Here is a 22,796-nt window from a genome sequence, read left to right as displayed (position 1 = left end):
AACAAACTGAGTGAACAGCCTGCAAGGTTAGAGCACGGAAAACGGCTCACTTTGAATCTTGAACGGTCAGTCTGGCGCGCAGCATGACCGGTTCTGTTGTTAAAGGCATCGAGAAAACGACGCCATTCGTTACTTGAGGCTACCGGACAGAAATTGCTGCAGGCGCTCGGATTGCGGATTGACCAGCACTTCCCGTGGATCGCCGCACTCCTCGACCATGCCTTTGTGCAGGAAGATCAGTTGATTGGAAACTTCCCGGGCGAAGCCCATTTCGTGAGTCACCACCACCATCGTCCGCCCCTCCAGCGCCAGGGCCTGCATGACCTTGAGCACATCGCCGACCAGCTCAGGATCGAGGGCTGAAGTGGGTTCGTCAAACAGCATGACTTCCGGCTCCATCGCCAAGGCACGGGCAATCGCCACCCGCTGCTGTTCGCCGCCGGACATATGCCCCGGATAAGCGTCCTTGCGATGCGCGACGCCAACCTTGGCCAGATAATGCTCGGCCTTTTCCAGCGCTTCTTTCTTCGAGAGGCCCAGCACATGGATCGGCGCTTCAATGATGTTTTCCATCGCGGTCATGTGCGACCACAGATTGAAATGCTGAAACACCATGGATAACCGTGAGCGCATGCGCTGCAACTGTTTTGGGTCCGCGGCCTTGAGGCTGCCGTCTTTATTGGCGACCAGTTTCAACTCTTCATTATTGAGCAGGATTTTCCCGGCGTGGGGTTGCTCCAGCAGGTTGATGCAGCGCAAGAAGGTGCTTTTACCGGAACCACTGGAACCGATGATGCTGATCACATCTCCGGCCTTGGCGGTCAGGGATACACCCTTGAGCACCTCGTGGCTGCCATAGCGCTTGTGCAGATCCTGGACTTCCAGTTTGTTCATGCTTTCGGTTCTCACAAAACAGTCAGTCGTTGAGCAGACGGCCATGGCGACGCGCCGTGCGCCCCGCCACTTTGGCCAGCCAGAAACCCGGTTGTGCGTAACGCAGCCGTTCGATGGCGAACAACACGCCGGCAGTATTGGTGCAGACCGTGCTGACCTGATCGGACAGCGGATCGATGACTTCGAACAGCGGATCACCGACCTCAACCCAGTCGCCGGCCGAACGCAGGAACGTCACCACGCCGGGATGCGGCGCAAACAACAATTCGGTGCCTTCGAACGGCATGCCTTCGCAGGCTTCATGGGCCGGTTGTGGCCAGTCGCCATTGATAAAGCCCTGCTCAGCCAGAAACGCGAGGATGCCTGCGGCATGCGCCTCGGCTTGCGGCTTGCCAGTATCAGCCTGCCCGCCCAACTCGATGGTGGTCGCCAGGCACGCCAGGGGAATCTGCGCGTCCGGAAAAATCCGCGACAGACGCAACCATGGCAACGAGCAGGCCTCATCAAACGAACTGCCGCCCGAATCTTCGGCCAGCAACGCCACCCGAACGTCCAGATGCTCCGTCAGCGAACGCCATTGCGGCCAGTGCTGCGGCAAGGCATAGAGGTGAAGCGCAGCGTCAGCGTCGCAATGCAGATCGAGCACCACATCGGCCGTGCAGGCATGACTGAGCAACAAGCGCTGCAAACCGTGCAATTCGCTCTGCGCCGGAGGCAGGTTTTCCAGCGCGGTGGTCATGGCCTGGCGGATCAGCTGCACATTACTGTGCGGATCGTCGCCCAACTGGCCTTCAAGCAACTCGGCCACCGGCTCGCTCAATTCGGCGAAGTCACGGTTGAAGTTCTTGCCGCTGCCGAACTCGAAACGGCCTTGATGGGCGCCTTGCAGCAATTGCCCGAGGCCGATTGGATTGGCCACCGGGACAAGCTCGATGACACCCTTCAGGGCGCCCTGTTCTTCCAGTTCCAGCAGACGCTTTTTCAGCTCCCAGGCGGTGCGCATTCCCGGCAGTTCGTCGGCGTGCAGACTGGCCTGGATGTAGGCTTTGCGCTCGCCACTGCCAAAACGAAACACGCTCAGCTGGCGTTCGGTGCCGAGGGTGCTCCACGGCAATACATGATCGGTTCTTTGCATGTCAGGCCTTCCGGGGCGCGAGGTAGCCCAGCCAGCGGCGTTCAGCCAGCTTGAACAGTCGCACCAGAATGAATGTCAGGCACAGGTAGAACACGCCTGCGGTAATGAACGCCTCAAAAGGCAAATAATACTGGGCATTGACCGAGCGGGCCGCGCCGGTAATGTCGAGCAGCGTGACAATGGACGCCAGACTGGTGGTCTGCAGCATCATGATCACTTCATTGCTGTATTGCGGCAGCGCCCGACGCAGCGCCGAGGGCAGCAGAATCCGCCGATACAGCTTGGCCTTGGACATGCCCATGGCGCGGGCAGCTTCGATTTCACCGGCGGGCGTGGCTTTCAGGCTGCCGGCGATGATTTCTGCGGTATAGGCGCTGGTATTCACGGCGAAGGCCAGACAGGCGCAGAAAGTCGCGCTGGACAACATCGGCCAGAGAAAGCTCTCTCGCACCGCCGAAAATTGCGCCAGACCGTAATAGATGAGAAACAGCTGCACCAGCATCGGCGTGCCGCGAATCACGTAGGTGAACAACCAGGCAGGTGCGTTTATCCAGCGGTTTTTCGAGACGCGCATCAAACCCAGCGGCAAGGCGGCCAGCAAGCCGAAAAACAGGGAAATCGCCAGCAACTTGAGGGTAATCAGCATGCCGCTGAAATACATCGGCAGGCTATCCCAGACGACGGTGTAGTCGAAGATCATAGGTCAGCCGCCCTTACGCCTACCGAGTAGCGTTTTTCGATGAAACGCAGAATCAGCAGCGAGACACTGGTGATCACCAGATACATCGCGGCCACGGCCAGGAAAAAGGTAAACGGCTCGCGGGTCGCGTCGGCGGCCTGTTTGGCCTTGAACATCATGTCCTGCAGACCGACCACGGAAATCAGCGCGGTGGCCTTGGTCAGCACCAGCCAGTTATTGGTGAAGCCCGGAATCGCCAGGCGAATCATCTGCGGCACCAATATCCGAAAAAATACGTTAAAGCGACTCATCCCGTACGCCATGCCGGCTTCGGACTGACCTTTGGGAATCGCCATGAAGGCACCGCGAAAGGTTTCCGAGAGGTAGGCGCCGAAGATGAAACCCAGCGTGCCGATCCCCGCAGCCAATGGACTGAGCTCGATGTAGTCGTCATAGCCGACCATCGGCGCAACGGCGTTGAGCACACTTTGACCGCCGTAGAAAATCAGCAGAATCAGTACCAGATCGGGAATCCCGCGGATTACCGTGGAGTACAGATCACCCAACACTGCAAGTTGTCGCACCGGCGACAGACGCAGCGCCACGCCAATCAGGCCGAGAACAATGGCCAGCGCCATCGACGACAAGGCCAGTTGCAGCGTCAGCCATGCACCTTCGAGGATGACAGCCCCGTAGCCTTTCAACATGATGTGCGGTCCTCACGGATGGGTATGAAAATGGCGCAAGAACGACCGTTGCTTGCGCCATTTCAAGGGGTAGCTTCGGACGATTTACTTGCCGTAAACGTCGAAATCGAAGTACTTGTCCTGGATTTTCTTGTACTCGCCATTGGCGCGAATTGCAGTGATGGCAGCGTTGATCTTGTCCAGATTGGCCTTGTCGCCTTTACGCACGGCAATACCGATGCCGTCGCCAAAGTACGCCGCGTCAGTGAACGCCGGGCCCACGAAAGCGTAGCCCTTGCCTGCGTCGGTTTTCAGGAAACCGTCCTGCAGCAGGGTTGCGTCAGCCACCGTGCCATCGAGGCGACCGGCCTGGATGTCCAGGTAGATTTCGTTCTGCGAAGCGTAGGATTTGATCTCGGCGCCCAGCGGCTCGAGTTTTTCCTTGGCGAAACGATCATGGATCGAACCGCGCTGCACGCCGATCTTCTTGCCCTTGAGTTCGGCAAGGCTGTCGCTGACCGTGGTGCCGTCCTTCATCACCAGGCGCGCCTGGGTGCTGTAGTAGCGACCGGTGAAATCCACGGATTTCTTGCGGTCTTCGGTGATGGACATCGAGGACAGGATCGCGTCGATCTTGCGCACTTTGAGCGCCGGGATCAGGCCGTCGAATTCCTGCTCGACCCAAGTGCACTTGACCTTCATCTCGGCACACAGGGCGTTGCCGATGTCGTAGTCGAAACCAACGATGCTGCCATCCGGAGCCTTGGAGGCAAACGGAGGGTAAGCGGCTTCAATGCCGATTTTCAGCGGTTTTTCGTCAGCAAACGTTGGCTGCGCCAGCACAGACAGCGCCAGTGCACCAAGAAGCATGAGCTTTTTCATTCTTAGGACTCCGTCGGTAAACACGACAAATGGCAGAGTGAGCTAGAGCCCAAAATGCGGAGAGATGATTGAAGACTATGACGCCTGACAGGCGAGGCCGGAATCCGGGCCCGCAAACCTTGGGCGAGTGATCGGCATTTTAACGACACGCTCGAAGTCGATATTTCTTCAATGCGACAACTAGTTACAGAAGCACCGAAAAAACAGACCGGACTTATTGACAGCTATTGCAGATTATGCAATGCGAAAAGAAGACTAACCGATCTATACAGCAAAATACGCGCCCATTATTGGCAAAGCCTTGTAATACGGCAAGCGCAGCGTTGATTGGGTTTATTTTCTGGACGATAACGCACCCATTTCCTACAAAAACTGAGGTGCATCGCCCCATAAATGCGCGTCGGGTTACATCCAGCGGTTCGTCGGTAACATGTGGATATATATCTGTTGGTGCATGGCATTGCGCCTGCGTGGACACCGAGACCGCCTCGCGAACACGTTCACTTCTGCAGCGCTATTTGTTGGAGCGAGGCTTGCCCGCGAAGGACGATACCGTGGCAGGCCTGACCCACCGAGGTGCTTGATTCGCGGGCAAGCCTCGCTCCAACAGACTGTGGCCAGCCCGGCTTTTGATGTTCGCTTTTCCGCGCCGCGATCTGGCAGACACCGCCAAACGTGCATCGGGAGGCTGAGCGCAGGTGTCGGGGTGAGGTGCGCTCGGCATGGATGCCGAGCGAGCGCCGTTGGGCCAGGGATGGCCCGTCGGCGCGTCGCCTCACCCCGACGCCGGAGCGAAGGAAGCGCCGCGAAGCGGGGGCCGGACGTCAGCACAGAATGGTTTCCCCCTTTGCCGAAACAAAGGGGTCGACCGTCAGGGCGAAACCAGATTCAGCCGCACCGCAAATGCTGTTGGCGCAACCCGATTCGAAGCGCGCTGGCAACATACAAGTTCGCTCCCACAGGGATCGCGCTTCACACGCAATAACGGATCACATAAAAAACCCCGCCAGGCTTGCACCGGGCGGGGTTTTTGGGCTGCCTTTATCAGGCGGCGGTCATGGTCTTGTGCGTTTCGATCAAATGCTGCACGACACTCGGATCGGCCAAGGTCGAGATATCACCCAAGGTATCGTATTCGCCGGTGGCAATCTTGCGCAGGATACGGCGCATGATTTTCCCGGAGCGGGTTTTCGGCAGACCCGGCGCCCACTGGATGACATCCGGCGAAGCAATCGGACCGATTTCCTTGCGCACCCAATTACGCAACTCAAGACGCAGCGCCTCATCCGGCACTTCGCCGCCATTGAGCGTGACGTACACGTAGATGCCCTGCCCTTTCAAATCGTGAGGCACACCGACCACGGCAGCTTCGGCGACTTTCGGGTGGGCAACCATGGCGCTTTCGATTTCGGCAGTGCCCATACGGTGGCCGGACACGTTGAGCACGTCGTCCACGCGACCGGTGATCCAGTAGTAGCCATCTTCGTCACGACGTGCACCGTCACCGGTGAAGTACATGCCACGGAAGGTCTTGAAATAAGTGTCGACGAAACGGTCGTGATCGCCATACAGCGTGCGCGACTGGCCTGGCCAGGAATCGAGGATGACCAGATTGCCTTCGGCCGCGCCTTCGATCAGGTTACCCAGGTTATCCACCAAGGCTGGAATCACGCCAAAGAAAGGGCGCGTCGCCGAGCCGGGCTTCAAGGCGGTAGCGCCTGGCAGCGGGCTGATCAGGATGCCGCCGGTTTCGGTCTGCCACCAGGTATCGACAATCGGGCAGTTCTTCTTGCCGACGGTGTTGTAGTACCAGTTCCACGCCTCGGGGTTGATTGGCTCACCCACCGAACCCAACAGGCGCAGGCTCGAACCGTCAGCGCCATCCACGGCCTTGGTGCCTTCGGCCATCATGGCGCGAATGGCGGTCGGGGCGGTGTAGAGGATGTTGACCTTGTGCTTGTCGACGATTTTCGACACCCGGGTGATGTCCGGGTAGTTCGGTACACCTTCGAACAGCAGCGTGGTTGCGCCGTTGGCCAGCGGGCCGTAGACGATGTAGCTGTGACCGGTCACCCAGCCCACGTCAGCGGTGCACCAGTAAACTTCGCCCGGACGGTAGTCGAACACCCGCTCGTGAGTCAGCGCGGCGTAGACCAGATAACCCGCAGTGGTGTGCAGCACGCCCTTGGGTTTGCCCGTGGAGCCGGAGGTATAAAGGATGAACAACGACTCTTCGGCGCCCATTTCTTTCGGTGCGCAGGTGGCCGATGCCACTTCCAGCAGCGAGTGGTACCAGATGTCGCGATGGCGGTTCCATTCGATCTCGCCGCCGGTGCGTTTGCAGACAATGACTTTCTGCACGCTGGCGGTTTCAGGGTTGGTCAACGCACGGTCGACGTTGGCTTTCATGGCGGTTTTCTTGCCGCCACGCAGGCCTTCGTCGGCGGTAATCACCACTTTGGACTGGCAATCGATGATGCGTCCGGCCAGCGCTTCAGGCGAAAAGCCGCCGAATACCACGGAGTGAATGGCTCCGATCCGGGCGCACGCCAGCATGGCGACCACAGCCTCGGGGATCATCGGCATATAGATAGTCACCACGTCGCCGCGATGCACATCCTGGCCGCGCAAGGCGTTGGCGAATTTGCAGACTTCCGTATGCAGTTCGCGATAAGTGATGTTGCGGCTCTCGGAAGGATCATCGCCTTCCCAGATGATGGCGATGGAGTCGCCGCGTTCTTCCAGGTGACGGTCCAGGCAGTTGTAGGCAACGTTCAGCGTGCCATCAGCGAACCATTTGATATCGACCCGGTGATCGTCGAAGGAGGTCTGCTTGACCGAGGTGAAAGGCTTGATCCAGTCGAGGCGCTTGGCCTGCTCACGCCAGAAGCCATCGGGATTGACCACTGACTGCTGATACATGGCCTTGTAGGTCGCCTCATCGGTCAGCGTTGTCGCTGCAACTTCTGGGCGGACGGGGTACAGGGAAGCTGCACTCATCTTGGTTACCTCGGTGGATAGTTGTTGTTTTATGTGTCCGTTGTAACCGGCTGTCGGTCCCGGGACCATTCGACGATGGTCTTACCGCTTTGCAACCCTACACCACAATCGGCCTGCACGTGCCGTATCACGGCGCAGTACGCCGAACGAAGCAAGACTAAAGAACGAGTGACGCCGGGGTTTGAGCAGCAGTGAAACGGATTGTTACGGATTTGCTCAATAGTGTTTATCAAAACCCTTCCTATATAAACCACTAACAGAGGCATAGAATCAATCTCGCCAACACGGCAAACCGATTAACAACTGACAGCCCCCACACGGCTTGTTAATCAACGCTACCGACACTCGATTCACACATAACCTCACAAGGGTTATGTGACCCCTTTCGAACTAAAGAAGGTAATACGTAATGAAAGCTTCACTGCTGGTTCTGGCCCTTTGTGGTTTCAGCGCAGTTGCCATGGCTGAAGAGTCAGGTGCAAAAGTTGCTGTACAACAAGCCCGCGCCGAGCAATACACTTATGGCAGCCACCTGGACATCGCCAAAGTGGTTTCCGTCAGCGACATTCCAAACGTCTGCGCCGTAGTGCCGATGCGCATGACCTACCTGGATTCCCAAGGCAAGCAGCATGTCATGGCTTATCAGGTAATGGGCAACGGCTGCAGCAACGGTTGATCCATCGCGCACACGCTTGATGCCAACGTCTCCCGGAGCAATCCCTGGAGACGTGGCCTCGTTTGCGCAGCTATTGCAATCCGCGCTTGCCTGACCTCGAACATTGAACTTTATTTATAAATATAAAGTTCTTGGACGCTTAATCCTTCGCAACACCTTAAGTCTTACTTCAAACTTATTTCTTCTCCGCACTCAATCCATAATCGCGCAACTTATTGGCGATCGTCGTATGCGAAACGCCCAACCGTTTGCCTAATTGTCGACTGCTGGAATATTCCGGATAAAGGCGTTGCAATACAGCTTTCTCAAAGCGTCCGACTATTTCTTCCAGCCCGCCGTCCAGGGAAAACTCCCGCAACGGTTCGCGCACGCCATATTCTGGCAATCGGACGTGTTCAGCCTTGACCGTGCCGCCTTCGCACAACGAAACCGCCTGAAACAGCACGTTCTCCAACTGACGGATATTGCCCGGCCAGTGGTAGTGGGTCAGGCGCTCCATAGCGGCCGGGGCGATTCGCGGCAGTGCGCAGCCGATCTGCCGGCTGGCTTGATCAAGGAAGTGTTCAACCAGCGGCCCCAATCCATCCAGGCATTCGCGCAACGGCGGGATATGCAGTGTCAGCACGTTGAGGCGGTGGTAAAGATCCTGGCGAAACTCTCCCCTGGCGCACAGTTCGGACAGATCGCTCTGGGTCGAGCAGATGACCCGCACGTCCAGATAAACCTCTTCATCGCTGCCCACCCGACGAAAGCAGCCGTCCTGGAGGAATCGCAACAGTTTGGCCTGCATCCGCGCACTCAGTTCGCCCACGCCATCGAGAAACAACGTGCCGCCCGCCGTCAACTCCAGCAGCCCCAGCTTGCCTTCGACTCGCGCGCCGTCGAACGCGCCCGGCCCGTAGCCGAATAATTCCGTCTCGGCCATGGACTCCGACAAGCCCGCACAATTCATTGCCATCAACGGCGACTGTCCGCGCGGGCTGGCCAGGTGACACGCGCGAGCCAGCAGCTCCTTGCCGGTGCCGGTTTCGCCCTCGATCAATAACGGCGCGTCCAGCGGCGCCATGCGTCGGGCTTCACGCACCACGGCCGCCATGACTTTGGAACTCTGAAAGATGCTGTCGAAGCCGCGCAATTCCTGCTTGCGCACTTGATAGATGCGCTCGCCCACCAGATCGGCGCGATGCAAGGTCAACACCGCTCCAGCCATGGCTTCGCTGTCGTCATGCTGGGATTGCAACGGCGCGATATCGGCGAGGAACACATCGCCGCGCACCTTGACCCGCAGGCCATTGATTCGCGACTTGTTGGCCCGCACCAGTTCCGGCAGGTCGAAGTCTTCGGCGTAACGCGACAGCGGAATGCCGGGCACTTCATCGACCCTGACCCCGAGCAACTGCGCGGCAGCCCGATTGGCGGCAACGATGGAGCCACCCATGTCGATGGACATCACCGGAAACTCCAGGGCACCCAACAGCGCGTTCAACTCCATATGCCGACGTTCACTGGGCATAAGTCCAACGCGCTTTACGCCAAAAACGCCGGGGATTGCTTCGAATTTCGGGCGCAAGGCCTGGAACTGCATGTTGATCAGGTTGGGGCAAAACAGATAGATCGCATCACCCTGCTCGCCGCCCACTTCGCCTCGGGCCACGTTGACGCCGTAGTTGACCAGAAGATCGAGGATATCGCGGGTCATGCCGATGCGATTAAGACAGTGGACTTTGATGCGCATGGCGGATTGATCCTGTGGTGCAAGAAGGCTGCTGGAGCGAATCTGGTGGGAGCGAGCTTGCTCGCGAAGGCTGCTAAATATCTATCACCTGTACCGGCCTCTTCGCGAACAAGTTCGCTCCCACAGTTGGAACGCGCCGCTAAAAATTTTTATCGTATCGAGAATATTATCGTCAAGAATACGTGACAGTGCAGGCGATTTTTACCTAGCTGCGCCACGACAATCCCGAGAGCCATTCATTATCGTAAAGCATTCGTTACGATTCGAAGCGAAAACCTAGCGATAGTGCCTGGCGATCCGCTTACCAAAACCCCAGAAAAAGGTATTCATAGCCTCAGGCGTTCGACACAAATCGAAAAACAGAACCCAGGAGAGCAGCATGAGCCAGACGCGTTACGTGGCACGCGAGCCCGATGAGATCGGATTCATTGAATATCCGGCCGCCGAGCATGCGGTGTGGAATACCTTGATCACCCGCCAGATGAAAGTGATCGAAGGCCGCGCCTGCCAGGAGTACCTGGATGGCATCGAGCAACTGGCGCTGCCGCATGATCGAATTCCGCAGCTAGGCGAAATCAATACCGTGTTAGCCGCCACGACTGGCTGGCAAGTCGCCCGCGTTCCGGCGCTGATCCCCTTCCAGACTTTTTTTGAGTTATTGGCCAGCAAGCGCTTTCCTGTCGCTACGTTTATACGCAGCGAAGAGGAACTGGACTACTTGCAAGAGCCGGATATCTTTCACGAAATATTCGGCCATTGCCCGCTGCTGACCAACCCCTGGTTTGCGGAATTCACCCACACCTACGGCAAGCTCGGGTTGAGCGCGACCAAGGAACAGCGCGTCTATCTGGCGCGCTTGTACTGGATGACCATCGAGTTCGGCTTGGTGGATACACCCGAAGGTCGGCGGATCTACGGCGGCGGCATCCTTTCATCGCCCAAAGAAGCGGTGTATAGCTTGTCCTCCGAGCCTGTGCATAAAGTGTTCGATCCGCTGGACGCGATGCGCACGCCCTACCGTATCGATATTTTGCAGCCGCTGTATTTTGTCCTGCCCGACCTCAAGCGGCTGTTCGATCTGGCCCACGAAGACATCATGGGCATGGTCAATCAAGGCATGCAGCTGGGCCTGCACGCGCCGACCTTCGCGCCGAAAAACCCGGCCAATCATTCATCAAACTCTTCATCCAAGCCCTACGCGGCCTGAACAGGAATTCACCATGACTACCCTCAACCAAGCCCACTGCGAAGCCTGCCGCGCCGACGCGCCACAAGTCAGCGATACCGAATTGCCCGAGCTGATCAAACAGATCCCGGACTGGAACATCGAGGTTCGCGACAGCGTAATGCAGCTGGAAAAGGTCTTCTTGTTCAAGAATTTCAAATTTGCGCTGGCATTTACCAACGCGGTCGGCGAAATTGCCGAAGCTGAAGGTCACCACCCCGGTCTGTTGACTGAATGGGGCAAGGTGACCGTCACCTGGTGGAGCCATTCGATCAAAGGGCTGCACCGTAACGATTTCATCATGGCTGCCCGCACCGACGAGGTGGCCAAAGGCGCCGAGGGCCGCAAGTAATGCATTTCACCGATATCCAGCGAGTACCGGGCGATCCGATTCTGGGCCTGATTGACGCGTACGCCGCCGACACCAATCCCGAAAAGTTCGACCTGGGCGTTGGCGTCTATAAGGACGCCATGGGTTTGACCACTATTCCTCGCGCGGTGAAGCTGGCCGAGCAGCGTCTGGTTGATGTGCAAATGACCAAGACCTATATCGGCGGCCATGGCGAACCTCGCTTCGGCCGCTTGATCAGCGAACTGGTGCTGGGGGCAGGCTCGCCGCTGCTGACTGAAAAACGCGTGAGTGCCACCCAGACGCCGGGCGGCACCGGGGCGTTGCGCCTGGCCGGTGATTTCATCGCGGAATGCCTACCAGGGCGCGGCATCTGGCTCAGTGCACCGACCTGGCCAATCCACGAAACCATCTTCGCCAAGGCCGGACTGAAGGTCAGTCATTACCCTTACGTGGGCAGCGACAATCGCCTGAACGTCGAGGCCATGCTGGAAACGCTGAACAGCGTGCCGACTGGTGATGTGGTGCTGTTGCATGCGTGCTGCCATAACCCGACCGGTTTCGACCTGTCCCATGACGACTGGCGTCGAGTGCTGGACATCGTTCGCAGCCGTAACCTGCTGCCGCTGATCGACTTCGCCTATCAGGGCTTCGGCGATGGCCTGGAAGAGGACGCCTGGGGCGTGCGGCTGCTGGCGGCCGAACTGCCAGAGCTGTTGATCACCAGTTCCTGCTCGAAAAACTTCGGCCTGTATCGTGACCGCACCGGCGCCTTGCTCGTGGTGGCCGGTGACCCGGAAAAATCCCAGGACGTGCGCAGCCAGTTGTCGTCGATCGCCCGCAATCTGTGGTCCAGCCCACCGGATCATGGCGCTGCCGTGGTCGCGGAAATCCTCGGCAATCCCGAGCTGAAAAGTCTGTGGGCCGATGAAGTCGAGGAAATGCGCCAGCGCATCGCGCAACTGCGTAGCGGGTTGGTGGAGGCGTTGACGCCACTGGGCCTGGGCGAACGCTTCGCGCACATCGCGACTCAACGCGGGATGTTTTCCTACACAGGACTGAACAACGATCAGGTGGCTCGCCTGCGTCACGAGCACAGCGTGTACATGGTCAACGCCGGCCGCGCCAACGTCGCCGGCATCGATGCGGCGCGGTTGGATCAGTTGGCGCTGGCGATTGCGGCGGTTTGCAAGGATTGATCGGGCAAATAATACAAAACCGGTAGGAGGGGACTTGTCCCCAATTGCTGCTGCCCGGACGACGAGATAATCCGAACATTCGGCTTCGCCTGAGCTGACGCTTTCGGGGACGAGTCCCCTCCTACCGGGTTCTCTCTTGCTGCGAGCCAGCACGGTGTCGGCGACATCGCGATGTATCTTCCAAAAACAGCGTGCTGCTCCCGGACAGTGAAACCCGCTTTTTGTTTCCGTACATGACCAACGGTATCGATAAAAGTCTGTTTGTCATTTGGCGTGCTGTATCCTGCCCAAGCTTTTTTAGAAGCACGGTTCTATCCAGCAACTAGAAAAAATCTTGCGAAGGAGCGACGACGATGCATGAAATCCCAAACTTCCCCCCGAGCCAGAGTGAACCCGAGCAGTCAACATTGGCGCAGCTGGAACTCGGTCAAGTGGTCGAGATGAAAGCCAGCAGCACGCAGGTTGAAGACTGCCAGCCAGCCTCCAGCGAAGACTGAAGGCGATTTTTTTCAGGCGTATCGAAAACCAGTCTTTCTGAGTTTCCATACGCCTGAAAATGCCTAGAACAAGTAGACGCCTCCCATGACCGAATTTACCGAAACCCAAGCCAACACCTTGATCGGCACCGCCGAGAAGATGATCAACGTCTGGTCGCGCTTGAGCCCTGAAAAGAAACAGGCCTTGCTCGAACGCTTCGGCAGCCAGGAAAAAGCCCTGGCCGCGTTGGTGACCACGCAATTGGTAGCGCCCGCCAAAGAATAACTGCAAGCGGATGAGTGAGAGCGAGCTTGCTCGCGAAAAAGCCAGTTCATCCAACCTTGTTTCCAGCGTTGACCCATAGCCTTCGCAAGCAAGCTGGCTCCTACACGGCTCTGCTCCGACATTTTCATCCAGTATTTAGCTTCACCTCTCCCGGTAACCCCTCATACGCCGCTATCATGGCGCACTTGATTAGCCTGCTAAGCTTCTGCCCTCTCCGTCGTAACCCGGACCGCTTATCCATGCCAGAGACCCAATACCCACAACGCCCTATGGCCGTCACGCTGCAGGTCGTCTCCATCGTTCTATTCACATTCATTGGTTACCTGAACATCGGCATACCGCTGGCGGTGCTGCCCGGTTATGTCCACACCGATCTGGGTTTCGGCGCTGTCGTAGCCGGGTTGGTCATCAGCGTGCAGTATCTGGCAACCCTGCTGAGTCGCCCATATTCCAGCCGCATCATCGATAACCTGGGCAGTAAGAAAGCGGTGCTGTTCGGCTTGGCCGGTTGCGGACTGAGTGGCGTACTGATGCTGCTGTCGAGCTGGCTGCAAGGCTGGCCGGTGGCGAGTCTGGTCTGTTTGTTTATCGGTCGAGTGGTGCTGGGCAGCGCGGAAAGTCTGGTGGGCTCAGGTTCGATTGGCTGGGGCATCGGCCGCGTCGGTGCGAAGAACACCGCCAAGGTGATTTCCTGGAACGGCATCGCCAGCTACGGCGCACTGGCCATTGGTGCGCCGCTGGGTGTGCTGATGGTCGGTGAATTGGGCCTGTGGAGCATGGGCGTGAGCATCATGTTGCTGGCTGGATTGGGCCTGACGCTGGCCTGGAAGAAAGAGCCAGCACCCATCGTGCATGGCGAGCGCCTGCCGTTCCTCCATGTGCTGGGTCGAGTCTTTCCCCACGGCATGGGCCTGGCGCTGGGTTCAATCGGTTTCGGCACCATCGCCACCTTTATCACCCTGTATTACGCCAGCCACAGCTGGCCGAACGCCGTACTGTGCCTGAGCCTGTTCGGCGCCTGCTTTATCGCGGCGCGGCTGCTGTTTGGCAACTTGATCAATCGCCTGGGCGGTTTTCGGGTGGCGATTGCCTGCCTTTCAGTCGAAAGCCTCGGCTTGCTGTTGCTGTGGTTGGCGCCGTCGCCTGAACTGGCCCTGGCCGGTGCGGCGTTGACCGGCTTCGGCTTTTCTCTGGTGTTCCCGGCACTGGGCGTCGAAGCGGTAAACCTTGTCCCGGCGTCCAGCCGTGGCGCAGCGGTGGGTGCCTATTCGCTGTTCATCGATCTGTCGCTGGGGATTACCGGCCCGGTAGCGGGCGCAATCGCGGGAGGCTTCGGCTTCTCGTCGATTTTCCTCTTCGCTGCCATCGCCTCGCTCAGCGGCCTGGGTCTGAGCATTTATCTGTACAAGCAAGCCAAAGCGATGCGCGAACAGCGGGCCTGATTAGAAGTCGACCTTGCCGCGCCCCGCCTTGATCGAGCCGCGCTTGGTCTTGCCCTCCAGCCGACGCTTCTTCGAGCCCAGCGTCGGTTTGGTCGGACGGCGTTTCTTTTCCACTTTGGTGGCGCTTACGATCAGCTCGACCAGACGCTCCAGGGCATCCGCACGATTCTGTTCCTGAGTGCGATATTGCTGGGCCTTGATGATCAGCACGCCATCGCTGGTGATACGGCTATCACGCAGGGCCAGCAGCCGTTCCTTATAGAACGGAGGCAAGGACGAAGCGTTGATGTCGAAGCGCAAGTGCATCGCGCTGGAAACCTTGTTGACGTTCTGCCCGCCCGCGCCTTGGGCGCGAATCGCAGTCAACTCGATTTCGGCATCCGGCAGATGCACGTTGTTGGAAATCACCAGCATGGGTCAAGGCTACAGTCGATCTTGGGCTGTCAGGATAACCGTTGCACCCATAAAAAACCCGGTCGCAGCCTTTGAGCACTGCAGACCGGGTTTATTGACAGCCGACGAACTCAGCCAGCCTGATGCAACGCAGCCGCCGCGCTGCGCTTGCTCTTGATGCGGTAGCAAACCCACATCAGCAGCAGCCAGACCGGAATCGCATACACCGAGATCTGAATACCCGGAATCATCAACATGATGCCGAGAATGAACACCACGAACGCCAGGCACACGTAGTTGCCGTACGGATACCACAAGGCCTTGAACAGCGGCACTTGCTGGGTGCGGATCATGTGCTGGCGAAACTTGAGGTGCGAATAGCTGATCATCGCCCAGTTGATGACCAATGTGGCCACCACCAGCGACATCAGCAGCTCAAGGGCACTGTGCGGAATCAGGTAGTTGAGCAGCACCGCGACAAACGTCACCAGCGCCGAGACGAAAATCGCCCGCACCGGCACGCCACGCTTGTCGACCTGCGCCAGTGAACGCGGCGCATCGCCCTGCTCGGCCATGCCTAACAACATGCGGCTATTGCAGTACGTGCCACTGTTGTAGACCGACAATGCCGCCGTCAGCACCACAAAGTTGAGGATGTGCGCCGCGGTGTCGCTGCCCAGCATCGAGAACACCTGCACGAACGGGCTGCCGCTGTATTCGTCACCCGAAGCATTGAGGCTGGCCAGCAGGCTGTCCCAAGGTGTCAGCGAAAGCAGCACCACCAACGCGCCAATGTAGAAAATCAGGATCCGGTAGATCACCTGATTGATCGCCTTGGGGATCACGGTGCGCGGCTGATCGGCTTCGGCTGCGGTGAAGCCAAGCATTTCCAGGCCACCGAAGGAGAACATGATGATCGCCAGAGCCATCACCAGGCCCATGACACCATTGGGGAAGAACCCGCCGTGTTCCCAGAGGTTGCTGACCGATGCCTGTGGCCCGCCATTCCCGCTGACCAGCAGATAGCTGCCCAGGGCGATCATGCCCAGGATCGCCACGACCTTAATGATGGCGAACCAGAATTCGGCTTCACCGAAGACTTTGACGTTGGCCAGATTGACCGCGTTGATCATCAGGAAGAACACCGCCGCTGACGCCCAGCTCGGAATTTCCGGCCACCAGTAGTGGATGTACTTGCCCACGGCTGTCAGCTCGGACATGCCCACCAGGATGTACAGGATCCAGCAGTTCCAGCCGGACAGGAACCCGGCAAAGCCGCCCCAGTATTTGTGCGCGAAGTGGCTGAAGGAGCCTGCGACCGGCTCTTCGACGATCATCTCGCCGAGCTGGCGCATGATCATGAAGGCAATGAAACCGCAGATGGCATAACCGAGAATCATCGACGGACCCGCCGACTTGAGCACGCCTGCCGAGCCCAGGAACAAGCCCGTGCCGATGGCGCCGCCCAGGGCGATCAGTTGGATGTGGCGGTTTTTCAGCCCGCGTTTCAGCTCGCCGGAGGACGAGAGGTGTTCACTCATTGGATAGTCACCTGGTTGTTTTTGTCTGTGACGGAATCGAACCCGCAGCGCTTATGGCGCCGAGGAATGAAGTGCACAAGGCGGATAGCCCTGAACGAGTTGGATGCGCGAAGACGTCAGCAAGCCACAGAAAAAACGCGGGGAATTGTACACCGTTGGAGGGGGTTGGGGGGCAGCGCAAGACGGTCTCATTTTGGATCGTTGGAGCGAGGCTTGCCCGCGAAGGCCATTTACCGGTTTCAGGAAACTAGTGAATGTATTGGCCTCATCGCGGGCAAGGTGGAGCGCCACCCCGGTCGCTCCAACGGGTTCTATGCGTTGCTGAAACTACTGCCGCATCCCGCGCCCACTGACCAGCAGCCGCGCGCAGCCCACATACAGGACGATGGTCGCGATGACCATGAACGCCAAGGCGATGCTGATGCGGATGTCGGACACGCCGAGGATGCCGAAGCGGAAGGCGTTGACCATGTGCAGGACCGGGTTGGCCATGGACACGGTCTGCCAGAACGGCGGCAGCAGATTGATCGAGTAGAACACTCCACCCAGATAGGTCAGCGGCGTCAGCACGAAGGTCGGAATGATCGAGATGTCATCAAAGTTGCGCGCGAACACCGCATTGATGAAGCCCAGCAGCGAGAAGATCGTCGCCGTCAGCACCACGACGATCACCGTGATACCCAAGTGGTGCACTTGCAGGTCGGTGAAAAACATCGAGAGCATGGTCACGATGACGCCGACCATCAGGCCACGCAGCACGCCGCCCAGTACATAACCGACAAGGATGGTGTGCGGCGAAACCGGCGACACCATCAGCTCTTCGACCGAACGCTGGAACTTGGCGCCGAAGAAGCTCGACACCACGTTGCCGTAGGAGTTGGTGATCACCGACATCATGATCAGGCCCGGCACGATGTACTGCATGTACGTGAAGCCGCCCATGTCGCCGATCTGCCGACCGATCAGGTTGCCGAAGATCACGAAGTACAGAACCATGGTGATCGCTGGCGGCAGCAGGGTTTGCGGCCAGATACGCATGAAACGACGTACTTCGCGATAGACGATGGTGTTCAGGGCAATCAGGTTGGGGCGCAGCTCGGAGGTGGTTTCGTTGCTCATACCGCCACCTTCGCCAGATTTTTTTCCACCAGGGACACGAACAGCTCCTCGAGGCGATTGGTTTTATTGCGCAGGCTCAGCACTTCAATGTGCTGCGCGGCGAGTTGGCCGAACAGCGCAGTGATGCCGATATTCTTATCGACCTGGACTTCCAGGGTATGGCTGTCGAGCAGCTTGTTTGGATAGCCAATCAGCTGCGGCGCGCTTTGATGCGAATCCTTCAGATCCAGCAGGAAAGTTTCAACAGTCATCTTGTTGAGCAGCTGCTTCATGCCGGTGTTCTCGACAATCACGCCGTGGTCGATGATGCCGATGTTGCGGCACAGCTGCTCGGCCTCTTCCAGATAGTGCGTGGTGAGGATGATCGTCGTGCCCTGCTCGTTCAGCTCGGTGAGGAAACCCCACATCGAACGACGCAGCTCGATATCCACCCCCGCCGTCGGCTCGTCGAGGATCAGCAAACGTGGTTCGTGAATCAGCGCACGAGCAATCATCAGCCGCCGCTTCATGCCGCCGGACAGCGAACGCGAAGGCACATCGCGCTTGTCCCACAAGCCCAGCTGCGTCAGGTAACGCTCGGCGCGCTCCTTGGCGATCTTCAGCGGGATGCCGTAGTAGCCGGCCTGGGTCACGACGATGTCGAAGGCTTTTTCGAACTGGTTGAAGTTGAACTCCTGGGGCACCACGCCAATGCAGCGCTTGAGCGCCGCAGGCTCGCGGTCCAGGTCATGACCAAAGATATTTACCGTTCCGCTGGTCTTGTTGACCAGGGTCGAGATGATGCCGATGGTGGTGGATTTGCCGGCACCGTTGGGGCCGAGCAAGGCGAAGAAGTCACCTTCAGCGACGTCCAGATCGATACCACTCAGGGCCTGGAAACCGTTGCCGTAGGTTTTGGTTAGCTGCCGGATGGACAGAGCGGAACTCATATCGGAAAACGCACCAATGAAGGAAAGGAAAGAATAGATGAGGGCGGATGCCGCTGATTACAACCGCGGCACAGCCCGGCAATGGTGCTTGGCTATGCCATTCAAGTACAGCGACATATATTGATAATACTTATCAGGTCAACGCGGTCATCACTGCCGATTGATAAGCCGGCCGGGCTTTCAGACGCTCGTACCAGGCTTGGAGATGATGCATCGCCGGACGTTCAATCGGCATTTCGAACCAGGCATAGATAAAGCAGCCGAGGGGAATGTCGCCCATGCCGAATTCATCACCGGACAGATAAGGCTGGCTCGCCAGCGCTTCGTCCACCACGACCAGCAAACCTTGCACGGTCTTGATCGCGCCGTTGATCTGCACCCAGTCCTGCTGTTCCGCCGGAGTGCGCAATACGCCCCAGAACACATGCCGAAACGGGTCGGCCAAGGTCGAGGTGGTCCAGTCCATCCATTTGTCGGCCGCTGCCCGCGCCTGAGGATCGGCTGGATACAGCGCCGAGTCCGGGGCGTATTGCGCCGCCAGGTAGCGCACGATGGCATTGGACTCCCAGAGCACGAAGTCACCATCTTCGATCATCGGCACGCGACCATTGGGGTTTTTCGCCCGGTATTCTTCACCGTCTACCAGGCCGAATGCGCCGCCGGCATCGACTGTTTCGTATTGCAGGCCGAGTTCTTCGGCGATCCACAGCGCCTTGCGCACGTTGGACGAGTTTTTTCTACCCCAGATTTTCAACATAGGTAATCCTCTGTAAACCGAGACTCCAACAAGTGGCAGCAGTTTACCCGGTGGGAGCGAGCTTGCTCGCGAAGACGCAGGTTCATCCGAAGATTTATTGCGCCTCTAACATCGCTTTCGCGAGCAAGCTCGCTCCCACCCCGCTTGATCACCCACCGAACTCCCCCGCCCGCCAAGGGTCACTATCGATGCTCGCCGGGTTGTTCGCTTGACGGAACACGACCCGGCTATTGATAGTGGTTCCTTGCTGCTGTCATCACGGAGGATTACTTATGCTGTTGTTGTGGATTGTTGCGCTGGTTGTCGGAGTGGCCTGGCTGGCTCACCGGCGTGTAGCACCGATGCCCGCCCTGGGCGCGGTTGCCGTGTTCCTGCTGGCGATGGGGATTTTCAGCCATGCGCCGGGCTGGTTGCTGGCGATTTTCTGGATCCTGTTGCTGGCCGTGGCCTTGCCGCTGGCGCTACCGGACCTGCGTCGCAAGCACTTCACCGCGCCGATGTTCTCCTGGTTCAAGAAAACCCTGCCGCCGATGTCCCAGACCGAACGCGATGCCATCGATGCGGGCACCGTCTGGTGGGACGGCGAGCTGTTCAGCGGTCGCCCGGACTGGGATCAGCTGCTGGCCTATCCAAAGGTCCAGCTGACCGAGGAAGAACAGGCGTTCATCGACGGTCCGACCGAAGAGCTGTGCGGCATGGTCACTGACTGGGAAATCGGTCAGGCCATGGATCTGCCGCCGCGTGCCTGGGCGCATATCAAGGAACACGGCTTCTTTGCCCTGATCATCCCCAAGGAATTCGGCGGCAAAGGCTTCTCGGCTTACGCGCACTCACAAGTGGCGATGAAACTGGCGACCCGCAGCGGCGACCTGGCTTCGACTGTCATGGTCCCCAACTCTCTGGGGCCGGCCGAACTGCTGCTGCATTACGGCACCGACGAGCAACGCAACCATTACCTGCCGCGTCTGGCGCGGGGCGATGACATTCCGTGTTTCGCCCTCACAGGCCCGCTTGCCGGCTCCGATGCCGGTGCCATGCCCGACACCGGGATCATCTGCAAAGGTCAGTGGCAAGGCGAAGAAGTCATTGGTCTGCGCCTGAACTGGGAAAAGCGCTACATCACCCTCGGCCCGGTGGCTACTCTGCTCGGCCTGGCATTCAAGGCCTTCGACCCGGAGCATTTGCTGGGCGACGAGGAAGACATCGGCATCACCCTGGCGTTGATCCCGACGGACACTCCGGGCGTGGAAATCGGCCGCCGTCACCTGCCATTGGGCGCAGCCTTCATGAATGGCCCCAACTCCGGCAAGGATGTATTCATCCCGCTGGATTACCTGATCGGCGGCCAGGAAATGCTCGGCAAGGGCTGGATGATGCTGATGAACTGCCTGTCCGTAGGCCGTTCCATCTCGCTGCCCGCCGTAGGTACCGGCGCGGCCAAGTTCACCAGCCTGGTGACCGGGCAATACGCGCAGGTTCGCGAGCAATTCAACGTGCCGCTGTCGGCATTCGAAGGGATTCAGGAATCCCTGGCGCGGATCGGCGGCAACGCGTGGCTGATGGACAGCGCCCGCATGCTCACCGCCAATGCGGTGGATCTGGGCGAGAAACCTTCGGTATTGTCGGCGATCCTCAAGTATCACCTCACCGAACGCGGCCGCGAATGCATCACACACGCCATGGACGTGCATGGCGGCAAGGGCATCATCATGGGCCCGAACAACTATCTGGGCCGCAACTGGCAGGGTGCGCCGATCTTCATCACGGTTGAAGGCGCGAATATCCTGTCGCGCAACCTGATGATCTTCGGCCAGGGCGCGATTCGCTGCCATCCGTTCGTACTGAAGGAAATGGCCCTGGCTGGCCGTGAAGATCATGACCAGGCATTGGCCGAGTTCGACACGCTGCTGCTCAAGCACATCGGTTTCGCGGTGAGCAATGCAGCGAGCACCTTCATTCTCAACCTGGGCTTCGGTCGATTCGACGCCGCGCCGGGCGATAGTTTGAGCCAGGGTTACTTCCGGGCGCTGAATCGTCAAGCAGCGGCATTCGCCATGCTGGCGGACCTGAGCATGATGCTGCTGGGCGGCGAGCTGAAACGTCGGGAGCGCCTGTCGGCGCGCCTTGGCGATGTGTTGAGCCATTTGTATCTGGCTTCAGCGGCACTCAAGCGTTATCACGATCTGGATTACCCGCAACACGTGCAGCCGCTTTTCCGTTGGGCCATGGAAGAGGCGCTCGGCGAGTCAGAGCGTGCGCTGGACGAGTTGCTCACGAACTTCCCGAGTCGCGTATTGGGCACGGTATTGCGCGTGGTGACCTTCCCGTTCGGCCGTCGCCACAAAGGGCCGTCGGATCTGCTGGACGCCGAAGTCGCCGCTGTTCTGGGCCGCGCCAAAGGCGATCCAACCCTGGAAGAACTGCTGGCTGGCTGCTATCGCCCGCAAGGTCCCGACGATGCAGTCGGCGCGTTGCAACACGCCAGCGACCTGCTGAACGCCACTGCGCCGCTGCATAAAAAGCTGCACGTCGCGGTAAAAGGCGGTCAGCTGCAACCGGCCGCTGGCGAGCACATCATCGATGCGGCGCTGCATGCCGGCGTGTTGCAGCCGCTGGAGGCCGAAGACCTGCGCGCAGCCGAAGCCGCACGCCGCAAGGTGATCGACGTGGATGATTTTGCCAAGGAAGAGCTGACCCTGACCGAGGGCAAGATCCGTTAATCGATAGATCTTGTCAGGTCAACCACACAGCGGGCGCGCAGAGCTTTATACTCTCGCGCCCGTTTTTGCTATTGAGGATTGAACCATGGCCGACGCCACTCTCGACCACCAACTGAACCTGCTGGCACACCTGCGCAGCATCCTGGTCGCGCTGGGCGAGGCCGAGCAGGTTCCCGAAGAAAGCCATGCGCTGTTCATGGAGCGCTTCGACGAACTCATGACGCTGCTGCCGCAAGACCCGATTGAAAGCCAATACCTGGGCCAGGACATTCTCTGCCAGGTCATCCAGCGCTATCCGCAGATCGCCCATCTGGTGCCGCGCGACCTGCTGTGGTTTTTCGCCGGTGATTGCCTGCACTTCATGCCGGACGAAGAAATCGCTCTGTATCAATCGCTGGAAGAGCGCCGCTACGAAGCCGAACAGAACGAAGAACCGTTTGACTGGAATCGTGAGAAACAACTTCTGTCGATGCCGACTCAGGGCAGTAAACATTAAGCTGACCTTCGCCGCATTATCGCGCCGCTTCAAGTTTGAACTGTGATGGACTTGGCAGAGTTCCCTTGAAGCGGTGTTGCAGCTGAACTGTCCCGCAATACCCGCCCATCTTGCGAATAAAAAAACACCCTACTCCGGCGTAAAGAACTAAAAGTAAAGTTCGATTATCTTGCACCC

The 22,796-nt window shown here is 58.6% G+C and carries 21 protein-coding genes; 9 read left to right on the top strand and 12 right to left on the bottom strand.

Annotated elements, in window-relative coordinates; translation table 11 throughout:
• Positions 1–129: 129 nt before the first annotated feature.
• The 6 genes from AFK24_RS20485 to acs all read right to left on the bottom strand — a co-directional run bounded on the left by AFK24_RS20485 (position 130) and on the right by acs (position 7,276).
• Positions 130–894 (bottom strand): ABC transporter ATP-binding protein, encoded by a 765-nt coding sequence (locus tag AFK24_RS20485; RefSeq protein ID WP_020290535.1) that lies wholly within the window; start codon positions 892–894, stop codon positions 130–132.
• A 22-nt stretch (positions 895–916) separates the two neighbouring features.
• Entirely contained in the window at positions 917–2,029 is a 1,113-nt protein-coding gene (locus AFK24_RS20480) for a succinylglutamate desuccinylase/aspartoacylase family protein (RefSeq protein WP_065834958.1), read from the bottom strand.
• Between the two features lies 1 nt (position 2,030).
• Positions 2,031–2,729 (bottom strand): ABC transporter permease, encoded by a 699-nt coding sequence (locus AFK24_RS20475; protein WP_065834957.1) that lies wholly within the window; start codon positions 2,727–2,729, stop codon positions 2,031–2,033.
• Positions 2,726–3,415, bottom strand: a complete 690-nt coding sequence (locus AFK24_RS20470; protein WP_020290538.1) for an ABC transporter permease — start codon at positions 3,413–3,415, stop codon at positions 2,726–2,728. The genes AFK24_RS20475 and AFK24_RS20470 overlap by 4 nt, the downstream gene beginning before the upstream one ends.
• A gap of 84 nt (positions 3,416–3,499) precedes the next feature.
• Positions 3,500–4,276, bottom strand: coding sequence for an ABC transporter substrate-binding protein (locus AFK24_RS20465; RefSeq protein ID WP_065834956.1), 777 nt, complete (start codon positions 4,274–4,276; stop codon positions 3,500–3,502).
• Between the two features lie 1,044 nt (positions 4,277–5,320).
• The gene (gene acs / locus AFK24_RS20460) at positions 5,321–7,276 is read right to left on the bottom strand and encodes an acetate--CoA ligase (RefSeq protein WP_065834955.1); all 1,956 of its coding nucleotides are present in this window, start codon (positions 7,274–7,276) and stop codon (positions 5,321–5,323) included.
• A gap of 409 nt (positions 7,277–7,685) precedes the next feature.
• On the opposite strand from acs, the gene AFK24_RS20455 reads away from it, so the two are divergent.
• Positions 7,686–7,952 carry a DUF2790 domain-containing protein gene (locus tag AFK24_RS20455; protein ID WP_065834954.1) on the top strand — a complete coding sequence of 89 codons (267 nt, stop codon included), beginning with the start codon at positions 7,686–7,688 and terminating at the stop codon, positions 7,950–7,952.
• 175 nt (positions 7,953–8,127) lie between these two features.
• Here AFK24_RS20455 and AFK24_RS20450 read toward each other — a convergent pair whose 3' ends face one another.
• On the bottom strand, positions 8,128–9,687 hold the full coding sequence (locus AFK24_RS20450; protein ID WP_065834953.1) for a sigma-54-dependent transcriptional regulator: 1,560 nt from the start codon (positions 9,685–9,687) through the stop codon (positions 8,128–8,130).
• Positions 9,688–10,015: 328 nt separating this feature from the next.
• Here AFK24_RS20450 and phhA point away from each other — a divergent pair, with 328 nt between their 5' ends.
• The 6 genes from phhA (at position 10,016) to AFK24_RS20425 (ending at position 14,664) form a co-directional block, all read left to right on the top strand.
• Positions 10,016–10,894: a phenylalanine 4-monooxygenase gene (gene phhA / locus AFK24_RS20445; RefSeq protein ID WP_276204998.1), complete on the top strand. Its 879-nt coding sequence runs from the start codon at positions 10,016–10,018 to the stop codon at positions 10,892–10,894.
• A gap of 13 nt (positions 10,895–10,907) precedes the next feature.
• Entirely contained in the window at positions 10,908–11,264 is a 357-nt protein-coding gene (locus tag AFK24_RS20440) for a 4a-hydroxytetrahydrobiopterin dehydratase (RefSeq protein WP_065834951.1), read from the top strand.
• Entirely contained in the window at positions 11,264–12,460 is a 1,197-nt protein-coding gene (locus tag AFK24_RS20435) for an amino acid aminotransferase (RefSeq protein ID WP_065834950.1), read from the top strand. Before AFK24_RS20440 ends, AFK24_RS20435 begins: the two co-directional genes overlap by 1 nt.
• Before the next feature lie 353 nt (positions 12,461–12,813).
• Positions 12,814–12,957 (top strand): hypothetical protein, encoded by a 144-nt coding sequence (locus AFK24_RS31240; protein WP_170826372.1) that lies wholly within the window; start codon positions 12,814–12,816, stop codon positions 12,955–12,957.
• 85 nt (positions 12,958–13,042) lie between these two features.
• On the top strand, positions 13,043–13,222 hold the full coding sequence (locus AFK24_RS20430) for a hypothetical protein (protein WP_065834949.1): 180 nt from the start codon (positions 13,043–13,045) through the stop codon (positions 13,220–13,222).
• A gap of 239 nt (positions 13,223–13,461) precedes the next feature.
• Positions 13,462–14,664, top strand: a complete 1,203-nt coding sequence (locus AFK24_RS20425; RefSeq protein WP_065834948.1) for an MFS transporter — start codon at positions 13,462–13,464, stop codon at positions 14,662–14,664.
• Here the strand turns inward: AFK24_RS20425 and arfB are convergent, their stop codons facing one another.
• The 5 genes from arfB to AFK24_RS20400 all read right to left on the bottom strand — a co-directional run bounded on the left by arfB (position 14,665) and on the right by AFK24_RS20400 (position 19,403).
• Positions 14,665–15,078: an alternative ribosome rescue aminoacyl-tRNA hydrolase ArfB gene (gene arfB / locus AFK24_RS20420; RefSeq protein WP_020290549.1), complete on the bottom strand. Its 414-nt coding sequence runs from the start codon at positions 15,076–15,078 to the stop codon at positions 14,665–14,667. It abuts the gene before it with no gap.
• 110 nt (positions 15,079–15,188) lie between these two features.
• Positions 15,189–16,598: an amino acid permease gene (locus AFK24_RS20415; RefSeq protein WP_065834947.1), complete on the bottom strand. Its 1,410-nt coding sequence runs from the start codon at positions 16,596–16,598 to the stop codon at positions 15,189–15,191.
• 327 nt (positions 16,599–16,925) lie between these two features.
• The gene (locus AFK24_RS20410) at positions 16,926–17,717 is read right to left on the bottom strand and encodes an ABC transporter permease (protein ID WP_065834946.1); all 792 of its coding nucleotides are present in this window, start codon (positions 17,715–17,717) and stop codon (positions 16,926–16,928) included.
• Positions 17,714–18,646: an ABC transporter ATP-binding protein gene (locus AFK24_RS20405; RefSeq protein WP_065834945.1), complete on the bottom strand. Its 933-nt coding sequence runs from the start codon at positions 18,644–18,646 to the stop codon at positions 17,714–17,716. Before AFK24_RS20405 ends, AFK24_RS20410 begins: the two co-directional genes overlap by 4 nt.
• A gap of 133 nt (positions 18,647–18,779) precedes the next feature.
• Entirely contained in the window at positions 18,780–19,403 is a 624-nt protein-coding gene (locus AFK24_RS20400) for a glutathione S-transferase family protein (protein ID WP_065834944.1), read from the bottom strand.
• A gap of 272 nt (positions 19,404–19,675) precedes the next feature.
• Between AFK24_RS20400 and AFK24_RS20395 the strand changes: the two genes are divergently transcribed.
• Both AFK24_RS20395 and AFK24_RS20390 read left to right on the top strand, forming a co-directional pair.
• On the top strand, positions 19,676–22,123 hold the full coding sequence (locus AFK24_RS20395; protein WP_065834943.1) for an acyl-CoA dehydrogenase: 2,448 nt from the start codon (positions 19,676–19,678) through the stop codon (positions 22,121–22,123).
• A gap of 85 nt (positions 22,124–22,208) precedes the next feature.
• A complete protein-coding gene (locus AFK24_RS20390; RefSeq protein ID WP_020290555.1) occupies positions 22,209–22,619 on the top strand; it encodes a PA2817 family protein in 411 nt (136 codons plus the stop codon).
• Positions 22,620–22,796 lie beyond the last annotated feature (177 nt).

It is taken from the genome of Pseudomonas syringae (genome assembly GCF_001698815.1).
GTDB classification, from domain to species: Bacteria; Pseudomonadota; Gammaproteobacteria; order Pseudomonadales; family Pseudomonadaceae; genus Aquipseudomonas; species Aquipseudomonas syringae_A.
Note: the sequence above shows the minus strand (reverse complement) of the source record. Positions and strands in the feature narration are given on the sequence as shown.

Bases quoted from the DNA above. Each gene is read 5' to 3' on its own strand.
- AFK24_RS20485 (WP_020290535.1), bottom strand. From the start codon at position 894: ATGAACAAACTGGAAGTCCAGGATCTGCACAAGCGCTATGGCAGCCAC.
- AFK24_RS20480 (WP_065834958.1), bottom strand. From the start codon at position 2,029: ATGCAAAGAACCGATCATGTATTGCCGTGGAGCACCCTCGGCACCGAA.
- AFK24_RS20475 (WP_065834957.1), bottom strand. From the start codon at position 2,729: ATGATCTTCGACTACACCGTCGTCTGGGATAGCCTGCCGATGTATTTC.
- AFK24_RS20470 (WP_020290538.1), bottom strand. From the start codon at position 3,415: ATGTTGAAAGGCTACGGGGCTGTCATCCTCGAAGGTGCATGGCTGACG.
- AFK24_RS20465 (WP_065834956.1), bottom strand. From the start codon at position 4,276: ATGAAAAAGCTCATGCTTCTTGGTGCACTGGCGCTGTCTGTGCTGGCG.
- acs (WP_065834955.1), bottom strand. From the start codon at position 7,276: ATGAGTGCAGCTTCCCTGTACCCCGTCCGCCCAGAAGTTGCAGCGACA.
- AFK24_RS20455 (WP_065834954.1), top strand. From the start codon at position 7,686: ATGAAAGCTTCACTGCTGGTTCTGGCCCTTTGTGGTTTCAGCGCAGTT.
- AFK24_RS20450 (WP_065834953.1), bottom strand. From the start codon at position 9,687: ATGCGCATCAAAGTCCACTGTCTTAATCGCATCGGCATGACCCGCGAT.
- AFK24_RS20440 (WP_065834951.1), top strand. From the start codon at position 10,908: ATGACTACCCTCAACCAAGCCCACTGCGAAGCCTGCCGCGCCGACGCG.
- AFK24_RS20435 (WP_065834950.1), top strand. From the start codon at position 11,264: ATGCATTTCACCGATATCCAGCGAGTACCGGGCGATCCGATTCTGGGC.
- AFK24_RS31240 (WP_170826372.1), top strand. From the start codon at position 12,814: ATGCATGAAATCCCAAACTTCCCCCCGAGCCAGAGTGAACCCGAGCAG.
- AFK24_RS20430 (WP_065834949.1), top strand. From the start codon at position 13,043: ATGACCGAATTTACCGAAACCCAAGCCAACACCTTGATCGGCACCGCC.
- AFK24_RS20425 (WP_065834948.1), top strand. From the start codon at position 13,462: ATGCCAGAGACCCAATACCCACAACGCCCTATGGCCGTCACGCTGCAG.
- arfB (WP_020290549.1), bottom strand. From the start codon at position 15,078: ATGCTGGTGATTTCCAACAACGTGCATCTGCCGGATGCCGAAATCGAG.
- AFK24_RS20415 (WP_065834947.1), bottom strand. From the start codon at position 16,598: ATGAGTGAACACCTCTCGTCCTCCGGCGAGCTGAAACGCGGGCTGAAA.
- AFK24_RS20410 (WP_065834946.1), bottom strand. From the start codon at position 17,717: ATGAGCAACGAAACCACCTCCGAGCTGCGCCCCAACCTGATTGCCCTG.
- AFK24_RS20405 (WP_065834945.1), bottom strand. From the start codon at position 18,646: ATGAGTTCCGCTCTGTCCATCCGGCAGCTAACCAAAACCTACGGCAAC.
- AFK24_RS20400 (WP_065834944.1), bottom strand. From the start codon at position 19,403: ATGTTGAAAATCTGGGGTAGAAAAAACTCGTCCAACGTGCGCAAGGCG.
- AFK24_RS20395 (WP_065834943.1), top strand. From the start codon at position 19,676: ATGCTGTTGTTGTGGATTGTTGCGCTGGTTGTCGGAGTGGCCTGGCTG.
- AFK24_RS20390 (WP_020290555.1), top strand. From the start codon at position 22,209: ATGGCCGACGCCACTCTCGACCACCAACTGAACCTGCTGGCACACCTG.